General features: G+C 71.0%; 7 protein-coding genes. 4 read left to right on the top strand and 3 right to left on the bottom strand.

The features are described from left to right. Positions 1-14 precede the first annotated feature (14 nt). Positions 15-2,132, top strand: coding sequence for a glycogen debranching protein GlgX (glgX, locus tag FK219_RS04295; RefSeq protein ID WP_152583199.1), 2,118 nt, complete (start codon positions 15-17; stop codon positions 2,130-2,132). A gap of 35 nt (positions 2,133-2,167) precedes the next feature. Continuing rightward, on the top strand, positions 2,168-2,671 hold the full coding sequence (gene ybaK, locus FK219_RS04290; protein ID WP_152583198.1) for a Cys-tRNA(Pro) deacylase: 504 nt from the start codon (positions 2,168-2,170) through the stop codon (positions 2,669-2,671). A 25-nt stretch (positions 2,672-2,696) separates the two neighbouring features. On the opposite strand, the gene glgP is transcribed toward ybaK, so the two are convergent. Further along, positions 2,697-5,252, bottom strand: a complete 2,556-nt coding sequence (gene glgP, locus FK219_RS04285; RefSeq protein ID WP_152583197.1) for an alpha-glucan family phosphorylase — start codon at positions 5,250-5,252, stop codon at positions 2,697-2,699. Positions 5,253-5,779: 527 nt separating this feature from the next. On the opposite strand from glgP, the gene FK219_RS04280 reads away from it, so the two are divergent. Together FK219_RS04280 and glgB are read left to right on the top strand one after the other, a co-directional pair. After that, positions 5,780-7,804 carry a maltotransferase domain-containing protein gene (locus FK219_RS04280; protein WP_152583196.1) on the top strand — a complete coding sequence of 675 codons (2,025 nt, stop codon included), beginning with the start codon at positions 5,780-5,782 and terminating at the stop codon, positions 7,802-7,804. After that, on the top strand, positions 7,804-10,122 hold the full coding sequence (gene glgB, locus FK219_RS04275; protein WP_152583195.1) for a 1,4-alpha-glucan branching protein GlgB: 2,319 nt from the start codon (positions 7,804-7,806) through the stop codon (positions 10,120-10,122). Before FK219_RS04280 ends, glgB begins: the two co-directional genes overlap by 1 nt. Before the next feature lie 4 nt (positions 10,123-10,126). Here glgB and FK219_RS04270 read toward each other — a convergent pair whose 3' ends face one another. Further along, entirely contained in the window at positions 10,127-11,071 is a 945-nt protein-coding gene (locus FK219_RS04270) for a co-chaperone YbbN (protein WP_152583194.1), read from the bottom strand. Further along, positions 11,068-12,912, bottom strand: a complete 1,845-nt coding sequence (locus tag FK219_RS04265; protein ID WP_152583193.1) for a hypothetical protein — start codon at positions 12,910-12,912, stop codon at positions 11,068-11,070. Before FK219_RS04265 ends, FK219_RS04270 begins: the two co-directional genes overlap by 4 nt. Between the last annotated feature and the right edge of the window lie 77 nt (positions 12,913-12,989).

The following is a 12,989-nucleotide window of genomic DNA, read 5'->3' as shown; positions in this document are numbered from 1 at the left end:
TTACCCTAAGACTCATGCCCTCCGCACCCGCTTTCGCGCGCCTCGGCGTGCACCCGACGTCGACGGGCGGCGAGCTGCGCGTGTGGAGCGAGCACGCGTCGAGCATGCGGCTCGTGCTGTTCGACCCGGACGACCTCGACCGGGTGACGGGCGAGCTGGTCATGCACCGCATGAAGAAGGACAAGGGAACGTGGCACATCGCCGCGCGCGAGCTCTCCCCCGGTGCCGTGTACGCACTGCGGGTCGACGGCCCGCGCGACGCCGAACGCGGCACGGGGCACGCCTTCGACCCCGACCGGCTGCTGCTCGACCCCTACGCGCGCGGCGTCGAGCGCAGCCCGCGCGGCGAGTGGCGCGCCCGCGTGCTCGGGGACGCGTTCGACTGGGGCGGCGTGCGCAAGCCGCGCATCCCGGACGATCAGCGCGTCATCTACGAAGCGCACGTCAAGGGGCTCACCAAGCTCGCACCCGAACTGCCGGACGAGCTGCGCGGCACCTACGCGGGGCTCGCCCACCCGACGACGATCGCGTACCTCAAGAACCTCGGCGTGACGACGGTCGAGCTGCTGCCGATCCACCAGTTCGTGAGCGAGCAGCGGCTGCAGGCCCTCGGCCTCACCAACTACTGGGGCTACAACACGCTGAACTTCTTCGCCCCGCACGCGGCGTACGCCACGCGCAAGGCCCAGCAGGGCGGCCCGGACGCCGTGCTGCGCGAGGTCAAGGGCATGGTGCGGCTACTGCACGAGGCCGGCCTCGAGGTCATGCTCGACGTCGTCTACAACCACACCGCCGAGGAGGGGCTCGACGGCCCGACGTCGAGCTTTCGCGGCATCGACAACGCGACCTACTACCGGCACATCGGGGGCGGGGCCGGTGACGGCGAGGGCGAGAGTGGCAGCGGCAGCGGCGGCGGCGGCGAGTACCTGGATGTCACCGGCTGCGGCAACACGATCGACGCCTCGCGGCCCGTCGTGCAGCGGCTCATCCTCGACTCGCTGCGCTACTGGGCGCGCGAGGTGCAGGTGGACGGGTTCCGCTTCGACCTCATGGCCACGCTCGGGCGGGATGCGGCGGCGCACTTCGACCCCGAGCATCCCCTCTTGAGGGCGATTCTCGACGACCCCGCCCTGCAGGACGTGACGATGGTCGCGGAGCCGTGGGATGTCGGGATGGGCGGCTGGCAGGTCGGCAACTTCCCCCGCGGGTACAGCGAGTGGAACGACGGCTACCGCGACCGCGCGCGACACTTCTGGCTCACCGACATTGCCTCGGCGCGCGAGCACGGGCACGCGCCGGAGGGCATCGGGTCGCTCGCCCGCCGCATCACCGGCAGCGCGCACGTGTTCGCCGCCGAGCGCGGGCCGCTCGCGAGCGTCAACTTCGTCACCGCGCACGACGGCTTCACGCTCGCCGACCTGGTCAGCCACGACCACAAGCACAACGTGGCCAACGGGGAGGACAACCGGGACGGCAACGATCACAACCGCTCCTACAACTTCGGAGTGGAAGGTCCCACCGACGAGCCCGGCATCACCGGCGCGCGGCGCAAGGCCATGCGCAACCTCCTGGGCACGCTGCTGCTGAGCGCCGGCACGCCCATGATCACCGCGGGCGACGAGGTGGGGCGCACGCAGCGCGGCAACAACAATGCGTACTGCCACGACAGCGAGCTCACCTGGCTCGACTGGGCGCACGAGGGCTGGCAGCAGGACCTGCTGCGGGTCGCCTCGCGCCTGACGCAGCTGCGCCGCGAGAACCCGGCGCTGCGGCCCAGCCGATACGGCCGCTGGGGCGAGACGGTGCCCAACGCGACCCAGATGGACTGGTACAACAAGGAGGGCGCCTCCATGACGATGGAGGACTGGGATTCGCCCGCCGAGCGCACCCTCCAGTACCTCGCGGCGTCGACCCCTGAGCGCGAAGAGTTCAACCGCATCCTGCTCGTCGTCCACGGCCTGGAGGAGCCGGTGCAGGTGACGCTGCCCGAGCACGAGGGGGTCACCGGCTACACGCTGCTGTGGGACAGCTCGCACGACGACATCTCCGACCTCGCGTCTGAGCACTCCCCCGGTACGGCGCTCGACGTCGGGCCGACCTCGATGCTGCTGTTCCGGGCGCACGGCGAGTAGCGGCGCGAACGGCGACGAAGGGCACGGCGCAGCGCATGGCGAAGAAGAAGCGCACGGGTGCGCAGGCCGGGCCGGGCACTCCCGCGACGGTCGCGCTCACGGCGGCGGGCATCCCGTACACGGCGCACGCCTACGTGCACGACCCTCAGGTCTCGAACTACGGGCTCGAAGCGGCGGCCGCGCTCGACGTCGACCCCGACCGGGTGTTCAAGACGCTGCTGGCCGTCGCGAACGGTCGCCTCCTCGTCGGCATCGTCCCCGTGTCGCGGATGCTCGACCTCGGCTCGCTCGCCGCGGCCGCCGGCGCCAAGCGCGCGTCGATGGCCGACCCCGCCCTCGCCGAGCGCAAGACCGGGTATGTCGTGGGCGGCATCTCGCCGCTCGGGCAGCGCACCGCGAGCCCGACCTTCCTCGACGACTCGGCCGCCGCCTGGGCGACGATCTTCGTCTCGGGCGGGCGGCGCGGCGTCGACCTCGAGCTCGCCCCCGACGACCTCCTGCGCGTCACCGGCGGTCGGCTCGCGCCCCTCGCCCGCTGAGGCCGGCCGACAGCGGGATGCTCGGCTAGTGCTCCGCGACGGCCACGAGGCCGAGCTCTGCCGGGTGGGCGAGCAGCTCGTGGCACGGCGTCACGCGCACGGTGTACCCGAACGAGCCGGAGCGCGCGAGCGGCACCGTGCCGGTGAACGTCGCCGACTGGCCGAGCTCGTGCGCTTCGAGCGTGAGCGGCATGTGGTGTACGTCGGCGAGCTCATCGCCGTCGCGCGCCCGGCCGAAGACGACGTCGACGAGCACGTCGTCGGCGCTTAGGCCCGCGAGCTCCACGTGTGCGCGGACGGTCAGCTCATCGCCGACCTGCGGTGACTGCACGCCTCCCGACTCGACGTGCGCGACGGCGACGTTCGGCCACTCGGCCGTGACGCGCGCCTTCCACTGCGCGAGATCGCGCGCGGGCCCGTAGGACTCGCCGGAGATCGCGCGGCGGGCGCGGGCCGCGGGCACGTAGAGGCGCTCGACATACTCGCTCACCATGCGGTCCGCGGAGAGCTCGGGCGAGAGCGTCGCGAGGGTGTGGCGGATGTTGCGCAGCCAGCGGCGCGGCAGGCCCTCGTCGTCACGGTCGTAGAACCGCGGAGCGATCTGGTGCTCGATGAGGTCGTACATCGCCTCGGCCTCGAGCGCATCCCGCTCGGCGCCGTCCCCCGCGGCGTCGGCGCTGGGGATCGCCCAGCCGTTCTCGCCGTCGTAGTACTCGTTCCACCATCCGTCGAGAATGGAGAGGTTGAGCGACCCGTTGAGCGCGGCCTTCATGCCCGATGTTCCGCACGCCTCGAAGGGGCGCAGCGGGTTGTTGAGCCAGATGTCGGTGCCCGGGTAGAGCAGGCGGGCCATGCCGATGTCGTAGTTCGGCAGGAAGACGATGCGCTCCCGCACGTCGTGCTCGGCCGCGAACTGCACGAGCTTCTGGATGAGCGCCTTGCCGCTGTCGTCGGCGGGATGCGACTTGCCCGCGATGACGAGCTGCACGGGCCGCTCGGGGTCGGTGAGGAGAGCGCGCAGGCGATCCTGGTCGTGCAGCATGAGCGTGAGGCGCTTGTAGGTGGGCACGCGCCGCGCGAAGCCGATCGTGAGCACGTCGGGGTCGAGCACGCCCGTCATCCACTGCGGCGCGGCCATGCCGGGGTTCTCCTCGACCCACGCCGCGGCGACGCGCTCGCGCGCGTCGGTCACGAGCTGCTCGCGCATGGCACGGCGCACCGACCACAACTGAGCATCCGAGACCGCGTCCGAGCTCCAGTCGCAGCGGGTCGTGTCGTAGGTGCCGAGGGAGTCCTTCGCGAGGGTGACCATGAGCGGGTCGGTCCAGGTGGGCGCGTGCACGCCGTTGGTGACCGAGGTGATGGGCACGTCGGCAGCATCGAATCCGGGCCAGAGCTCGCCGAACATGCCGCGCGAGACTTCACCGTGCAATTGGGAGACGCCGTTGGCGCGCTGCGCGAGCCGCAGGCCCATGACCGCCATGTTGTGCACGCCGCGGTCGCCGCCCGGGTAGTCCTCCCGGCCGAGCGCGAGCACGTCATGCGCATCCACGCCGGGCAGGAGGTCGGTCTGGAAGTAGCGCTCGACGAGGGAGGCGTCGAAGCGGTCGATTCCCGCGGGCACGGGCGTGTGGGTGGTGAAGAGCGTCCCCGCCCGCACGACCTGCAGGGCCTCCGAGAAGGTCAGGCCCTCGGCGATGAGGTCGCTGATGCGCTCGAGCCCGAGAAACCCCGCGTGCCCCTCGTTGGTGTGGAACACCTCGGGGGCGGGCGAACCGGTGATGCGCACGTGCGCCTTGATGGCCCGGACGCCGCCGATGCCGAGCAGCAGCTCCTGGAGGAGACGGTGCTCTCCTCCTCCGCCGTAGAGCCGGTCGGTGACGCCGCGCAGCTCCTCCTCGTTCTCGGCGATATCGGTGTCGAGCAGCAGCAGCACCACGCGGCCCACGTGCATCTGCCAGACGCGCGCGTGCAACTGGCTGCCGCCGGTGAGGGGCAGAGTCACGAGCACGGGAGCGCCGTCTCCCTCACGCAGCACCTGCATGGGCAGGCCGTCGGGGTCCAGGAGCGGGTAGGTCTCCTTCTGCCAGCCGTCGCGGTCGATGGCCTGCCGGAAGTAGCCGGCGCGATAGAAGAGGCCCACGCCGAGCAGCGGCAGCCCGAGGTCGCTCGCGCTCTTGAGGTGGTCACCGGCGAGGATGCCGAGGCCCCCCGAGTACTGGGGAATCGCCGAGGCGATGCCAAACTCGGGCGAGAAGTAGGCGATGCGCTGCGGGGCGTCCTCGAGCGACTGGTACCAGCGGGGCTCCTCCAGGTAGGCGGTGAGGTCGGCGCGCAGTGCCTGCGCGTCGGCGATGAACTGCCCGTCGCCGGCCAGTTCCTCGAGCCGCGCGGAGTCGACCGCCCCCAGCAGGGCGATCGGGTCGTGATCGAGTTCGTCCCAGAGGATGGGGTCGATGCGGGCGAAGAGTCGCCTCGTCGGCTCGTGCCACGACCAGCGCAGGTTCGCGGCGAGCGCCGAGACGGCGTCGAGCGCCTCGGGCAGGACAGTGCGGACGGTGAATCGGCGGATCGCCTTCACAGCTTCTCCTCGGGGGCCTGGATGGGTGCGGCGGTGCGAACGAGCGTGGGGAGCGCGACTCGATCACGTCTGCGTGGTCGTGAGGGTGCGCACGCCCCGACTCGCCACTCTAGGCGAGTCGGGGCCGAATCGGGAACCGGTTCCAGAACGCCCGGCGGTCGACTGCAGGGCTCCCGCCGCGACGGGCGAAGCTCGGTTAACGACGAACAGGACCGGCCTCGCTGGGGGGTGCGAGTCTCGGTCCTGTCTCATGAGTCCGTTCGGGTCGGACTCATCATCGTGCTGTCGTTCCGACGCCATGCTGTCGCGTTCGGGTCTCGCGACAGTGCTGACGTCGTTCTTCGACGATACGCACGCAACCGCTCGATCCCAAGAGTCTGACAGGAATTCGCGTACCCTGCCCGGGGTACATTTTGTCCCCTCTTTGCCCGACACGCCCGTCACCGAGACCCACCCGCACCTCCGAGGCCCCTGGACGCCTGGACGCCTCCCGAGCGCTCGCCGTCCGGGCGGAGTACGGTCGAGACGTGGCTGTCACCGAATCGACCCCGTTCACCCCGCGCATCGGGCGCATCCCGATCCGGCACCTGAGCCCTGTGCAACCGGAGGACCGGTGGCCGAGCAAGGCCTTCCTCGGCGAGGTCGTGCCCTTCGGCGCGACGGTGTTCCGCGAGGGGCACGATCTGCTCGGCGCTGATCTGCTGTTGCGCGCGCCGGACGGCACACAGAGCGCGCACCCTCTCGCGATGGGCGCACCCGGCACCGACCGCTGGCACACCGAGGTGCTCGTGGACCAGTTAGGGCTGTACACGTGGCGCGTGCAGGCCTACTCCGATGATTGGGCGACGTGGATGCACGCCGCGACGATCAAGATCGATGCGGGCGTCGACGTCGAGGTCACGCTCATGGGCGGCGGCGAGCTGCTGGAGCGGGCGACCGAGCTCGCCGGGGCCGACACCCCGGCCGGCAAGACCTTCTCCGATGCCCGCGCCGCCATGATGAACGCCTCGCTGTCGCCGGCGGCGCGTCTCGCTGTCGCGAGCGACGCCCGTGTCGTGGCCGCACTGCAGCAGCATCGCCTGACGAGCCTCGAGACCGTCTCGGCCCCGCACACCCTGCGCGTCGAGCGCACGCGCGCCGGCGTGGGCAGCTGGTACGAGTTCTTCCCCCGCTCGGAGGGGGCGAAGCGCCGCAAGGACGGCTCCTGGCAGTCGGGCACCTTCGCGACGGCCACGCGGCGGCTGCCGGCGGTCGCGCAGATGGGCTTCGACGTTTTGTACCTGCCGCCCATCCACCCCATCGGCCGCCTCAACCGCAAGGGCCCCAACAACACCCTCGAGGCGGGCCCGAACGACCCGGGAAGCCCGTGGGCGATCGGCGCGAAGGAGGGCGGACACGATGCGATCCACCCCGACCTGGGCACGGTGGAGGACTTCCAGGCGTTCCTCGCGAGTGCCGCGAAGAACGGGCTTGAGGTGGCTCTCGATCTCGCACTCCAGTGCGCCCCCGATCACCCGTGGGTCGCCGAGCACCCCGAGTGGTTCACGACGCTGCCCGACGGCTCCATCCGCTACGCGGAGAACCCGCCGAAGAAGTACCAGGACATCTACCCGCTCAACTTCGACAACGACCCGGAGGGCTTGAGCACCGAGATCCTGCGCATCGTGCGCTACTGGATCGAGTTGGGCGTGCGCATCTTCCGGGTCGACAATCCGCACACGAAGCCGCTCGCGTTCTGGGAGTGGCTCCTGCACGAGATTAACGCCGAGCACCCCGACGTGGTGTTCTTCGCCGAGGCGTTCACGCGCCCCGCGATGATGCAGTCCCTCGCGGCCGTCGGCTTCCAGCAGTCGTACACGTACTTCACGTGGCGCAACTCGAAGCGGGAGCTCGAGGAATACCTCACGGAGGTCTCGCAGGAGACGAGCGCGTACTTCCGCCCCAACTTCTTCGTCAACACTCCCGACATCCTCACCGAGTACCTGCAGTTCGGCGGTGTGCCCGCCTACAAGATCCGGGCAGCTCTCGCCGCGACGGCGAGCCCCTCGTGGGGCGCATACGCGGGCTTCGAGCTCATCGAGAACGTCGCGCGCCCCGGCAGCGAGGAGAACATCGACAACGAGAAGTACGAGTACAAGCAGCGCGACTGGTCGAGCCCCGAGACGCAGCGCCGGTCGATCGCGCCGTACCTCACGCAGCTCAACACGATCCGTGCGCAGCACCCCGCTCTGCGCCAGCTGCGCAACCTGCGCATCCACGTCACGCGCGACGATGCGATCCTCTGCTACTCGAAGGTGCTGCCCGGCCGATTCGTACGCTCCGGCCGCACGGACGGCATCATCGTCGTCGCGAACGTCGACCCCCACTCGGCCCGCGAGACGACCGTGTCGCTCGATCTCGAGGCGCTCGGCCTCCCGCCCGGGTCGACCTTCGAGGTCAAGGACCTGCTCTCAGGCGAGCGGTACACCTGGGGCACGGAGAACTACGTCAGACTCGACGCCTTCGTGCACCCCGTCCACATCTTCCGCATCGACTACCCGAAGGGGGTCTGATGGCCACCGACAAGCGCCCAGCGCAGAAGCCCGCAGATAAGGCCGCAGACAAGCCCACGGCCCAGCCCGCCGCGAAGCCCGCAGCGCAGAAGCCCGCAGCGAAGAAGCCCGCAGCAGAGAAGCCCGCGACCACCCCTGCCCCGACGCCGGCGACGGCGGCCGCACCGCTGCCGGCGCTGCACGACGACCACCGGCGCGCGCTCGTCGAGGGGCGCCACCCGCGACCCCACGACGCGCTCGGGCCGCACGCGCTCGACGGCGGCTGGGTCGTGCGGGTCGTGCGCCCGCTCGCCGCCACGGTGACGGTCGTGCGCGCCGACGGCACACGCGTGCCCCTCGAGCACGTCGCCGACGGGCTGTGGCACGGCTTCCTGCCCGGTGAGGGCCAGGCGTACACGGTCGAGAGCACCTACGACGGCGGGCCCGACTGGCACACCGATGACGCCTACCGCTTCGTGCCCTCGGTGGGCGATGTCGACCTGCACCTGTGGGGCGAGGGGCGCCACGAGCAGCTCTGGCACGTGCTGGGGGCCCACCACCGCCCGCACGAGGGCGTCGACGGTGTGAGCTTCGCCGTGTGGGCGCCCCACGCCCAGGCAGCCCGCGTGATCGGCGACTTCAACAGTTGGAACGGGGTCGGCCACGCGATGCGCCGCCTCGACGACAACGGCGTCTGGGAGCTCTTCGTGCCGGGCCTCGGCTCTGGCTCCACCTACAAGTTCGAGTTGCTGAGCGCCGAGGGCACGTGGCTCACGCGCGCCGATCCGATGGCGCGCTACACCGAGACTCCCCCGGCGACGGCATCGATCGTCGGTGACACCGACTACACCTGGAACGACGACGACTGGATGGCGCGGCGCGCCGCGCACGACCCGCACGGCCAGGCGATGAGCGTCTACGAGATGCACCTCGGCTCATGGCGCCCGGGTCTCGGCTACCGCGAGCTCGCCGACCCGCTCATCGAGTACGTCACCGAGCTCGGGTTCACGCACGTCGAGTTCATGCCGCTCTCCGAGCACCCCTACGGCCCCAGCTGGGGCTATCAGGTGACCGGCTACTACGCCCCCACGGCGCGATTCGGGCATCCGGATGACCTGCGCTACCTCATCGACCGGCTCCACCAGGCCGGCATCGGCGTCATCATGGACTGGGTTCCGGCGCACTTCCCCAAAGACGAGTGGGCGCTCGGCCGGTTCGACGGCAAGGCCCTGTACGAGCATCCCGACCCCCGTCGCGGTGAGCAGCCGGACTGGGGCACCTACGTCTTCGACCTCGGCCGCAGCCAGGTGCGCAACTTCCTCGTCGCCAACGCCCTCTACTGGCTCGAGGAGTTCCACATCGACGGCCTGCGCGTCGACGCCGTCGCGAGCATGCTCTACCTGGACTACTCGCGCTCGGAAGGCGAGTGGCTTCCCAACGTGCACGGCGGCCGGGAGAACCTCGAGGCGATCGCGTTCCTGCAGGAGACCACCGCGACCGCGTACAAGCGCGTGCCCGGCATCGTCATGATCGCCGAGGAGTCGACCTCGTGGCCGGGCGTCACGCGAGCGACCTCCGAGGGCGGGCTCGGCTTCGGCATGAAGTGGAACATGGGGTGGATGCACGACACCCTCAGCTACTTCCAGCGCGACCCGATGTGGCGCTCGCACCACCACGGCGAGATCACCTTCAGCTTCCTCTACGCGTTCAGCGAGAACTTCATGCTGCCCATCAGCCACGACGAGGTCGTGCACGGCAAGGGCTCGCTGCTCGGCAAGATGCCGGGCGACCAGTGGCAGAAGCTCGCCAACATGCGCGCCTACCTCGCGTTCATGTGGGCGCACCCCGGCAAGCAGCTGCTCTTCATGGGGCAGGAGTTCGGGCAGCCGAGCGAGTGGAGCGAGCAGCGCGGCCTCGACTGGTGGATTCTCGACCAGCCCGTGCACCGCGGGCTGCACCGGCTCGTCGCCCAGCTCAATCGCGTGTACCGCGACAACCCCGCCCTGTGGGAGCTCGACAACTCTCCCGCCGGCTTCGAGTGGCTCGAGGGCGGCGACGCGGGCAACAACGTCATCGCGTTCGAGCGTCGGGCGGCGGATGGCACGCCCGTGGTCGGCGTCTTCAACTTCAGCGGCAACACGGTCGGCCCCTACCGCCTGCCCCTGCCGCGCGCGGGAGTGTGGCGCGAGGTCGTCAACACCGACGCCGAGGAGTTCGGCGGCTCAGGCGTGGGCAACTTCGGCCAGGTGACGGCCGAGAACTCCGCCTACGGGGGCCGCCCCGCCTCGGTCGAGCTCACGCTGCCGCCCCTCGCGGGGCTCTACCTGAGCCCCGCCTGAGGCGTCAGTAGAGCAGGTTGGTGAAGGCGCGGCGCGCGGTGATCGTGCGCTCGTCCTCCGCCCCGACGATCTCGAAGTAGTCGAGCAGGCGGGTGCGGACGACCGCCTTGCCGTCGGCGTCGAGGCCCGGGAAGAGCGTGAGGAGGCGCGCGAAGGCGTCCTCCACGTGACCCCCGCTGAGGTCGAGGTCGGCGACCGCGAGCTGAGCATCCAGATCATCGGGTGCCGCCGCTGCCGCGTCGCGGATCTCCGATGCCTCACGCCCTTCGAGCCGCTGCAGCAGGGAGACCTGCGCGAGACCGGCCACCGCGTCGCCGTCGGCGGGGCTCTGCGCGATCGCCGTGCGGTAGGCCGTGGCCGCCGCCTCGAGATCGCCGCGGCTGATGGCGTCGAAGGCCTCTTGGTGGAGGGGCGGCAGGGGCTGCTCGGCGGGCTCCTCCTCGCCCTCCTCGGGCGTGTCGGCCGACACCGTTCCGGTCACGCCGTTCTGCGCCGCGAGCTCGAGCACCTGGTCGAGAACCTGACGCACCTCCGCCTCGGCAGGCATGCCGACGAAGAGGTTCACGGGCCGACCGCCGACGAGGGCGACGACCGCGGGAACCTGCTGCACCTGGAACGCCTGCGCGACCTGCGGGCTGCTGTTGCCGTCGACCGTGGCGAGGACGAGTCGGCCACCGTAGGAGCTCACAATGCCCGGCAGGGCCGGGGCGATGCCCGCGGCATAGAACTCGACGATCACGGGCACGCTGCGCGAGAGCTCGACGACCTCGCCGAACTCGGCATCGCCCACATCGCGCACGACGGCGCTCGTGCCGGTGCCCGTGGCCGGCGCGGGGCCGGCGGCGCCCGCCGAGGCCTGCTGGGCCGGCGGCTGCTGCGCCGCGCGCACGAGCGAGGAGAGGTCGACGGCGCCCCGCAGGGCGTCAGGGTTCATCGGGCTGTCGGTCACGGTACCTCCCTGGCACTGACGAGCCCCTGGGTGTAGCCGAGCACGCGGACGGGTTCCGTGCTGTCCAGGGGCGGGACGAAGAACAGGATCTGCAAGCCGTAGGTGGCGATGATGCCGCGCGTGCTCTGCGCGCTGCCGGAGAGCGCCTCGACGGCGCCGCTCGAGTTGACGGCCGCGCCGGACTGCGTGGGCGTGACCGTCTCGGTCTCGGTGAGGTAGGCCGTCATGATCGCGCCGCCGTCGTTCGTGACGAAGGAGAGGATGTCGGCGTCCTCCACGACGCGGTTGGTGAACTCGATCGACGCGGTGTCGGGCAGGGCGGAGCGACGATCTCGTTTCGCCTCGACGCCGATCTGGGTGCGCAGGCTGTCGCCCTCGGCCGCGAACAGGTCGAAGTTCTCGGCATCCTCGCCGCGGAGGAGCAGCTGCGAGTAGGAGGCGGCGACCTCGGCGGGCGTCACGGCCAGCTGCGGGGTGTCGGCGGGCAGCAGGGGGCTGCCGAGCCCCACGGGCGCGAGCGGCGGCACGACCGCCTGCGGCTCGAGGGTCAGGGCGTAGTGCACGCGATACGGGCTACGCGGGTCGTCCTGAATCATCATGAGCGCCTGCGGGGGCCGCGTCTCATCGCTCGGGTCCTCGACGACGGCGAAGATCGCGCGCGGCCACGTGGCGCCCTCGTCGGGGAGGCGCTGCGGCAGGGCGAGCGCGACATCGCGAGAGGGGATCGACAGCAGCGACCCGAGTTCGGAGTCCTCCTCGCGCACCGCGTAGGCCGCTTCGCGGAACTGGAGCGCGGGGCCGGCGAGTCGCGTGGCGGCGAGGCTCTCGTCGGTCTCCTCGTCGGCGCGTGCCACCGTCTCGCCGATGCGGCTGACGATGCGGTCGATCTGGCGCTCGCTCGCCGCGACCGCGGGAGTCTCGGGCTCCTCCGTCGGCGTGGGGCTCGGCGTCGCAACGATCGATGCACTGGGCGTGCACGCCGAGAGCACGAGGCCTGTGACGAGCAGCCCGGGCACGAGAGCGATGCGCGACGCTGAGCGCCGCCCCTTCGGCCGACCGAGCGACGGTCGCCCCGAGAGCGGGCGGTAGCGGGAGGGCCGCGGAACCTTGGGCATCTTCTGCGTCTTGGACGACTTCCGGCGCGGTCCGCGCTGCCGGCGCATGTGCAGGAGCGCCCAGAGCAGGGCGATGAGGCCGAGGATGAGCGATCCGACTCCGCCGAGGATGAGCCAGGTCGAGTACGGCGTGCTGCTGTCGAGAGGCCAGGTGACCGAGAACTCCTGGGGCGCGGGCAGCTCGCCGTCCGAGGCCAGCAGCAGCGAGACGTCGCGCGGCACGTTGACGGTGATGCCGAGCTCGCCCTCGCCCGTGAAGTCGTCGTACCAGAGGTCGCTGCCGTAGGGGTCGGGAACCGACTCCTCCGACCCGCTCACGGGCTGCGCCACGAGCTCGCCGAGCTCCTCGTCGAAGGTCACGAGCGTGTAGCGCGCGTCGCCGACCCACGCGAGCACGTCGCCCGTGCGCCCGTAGGCGGCCACGACCCGGTCGGTCTGGGCGATCTGCTCCTCGCCGTCCTCCGCGTCGGCATCCGCCTCCGGGTCGGCCTCGGCATCGGCGGCGGTCTCGGGCGGGGCGACGACCCCGCCGCTGATGGCAAGGGTCTGGCGACCCTCGTAGGCGTTGAGGGCCGACCCGTCGATGACCGTGACGGTCGCGGCGCTGTCGAGCTGCACGGTCGACGTGACGCTCTCGGGCGGGGCGAGCACGGTGCGCTGGGCGACCCCGAGGCCGACGCCGACGACGGCGACCACGAAGAACACGATGGCAATGATGAATCGCACGGATTCACTCCTCTCGTGCCGGCGCACGACTCCCCGTTCAGCGCCCGCCCACGCGTGACGACCGCGGGAGGCGGTCG

Source organism: Microcella pacifica (assembly GCF_009371975.2).
GTDB lineage: Bacteria > Actinomycetota > Actinomycetes > Actinomycetales > Microbacteriaceae > Microcella > Microcella pacifica.
This window is presented reverse-complemented; position numbering and strand designations above follow the sequence as displayed.

Excerpts from the sequence above, each read along its gene's own strand:
- glgX (WP_152583199.1), top strand. The coding sequence starts at position 15 with ATGCCCTCCGCACCCGCTTTCGCGCGCCTCGGCGTGCACCCGACGTCG.
- ybaK (WP_152583198.1), top strand. The coding sequence starts at position 2,168 with ATGGCGAAGAAGAAGCGCACGGGTGCGCAGGCCGGGCCGGGCACTCCC.
- glgB (WP_152583195.1), top strand. The coding sequence starts at position 7,804 with ATGGCCACCGACAAGCGCCCAGCGCAGAAGCCCGCAGATAAGGCCGCA.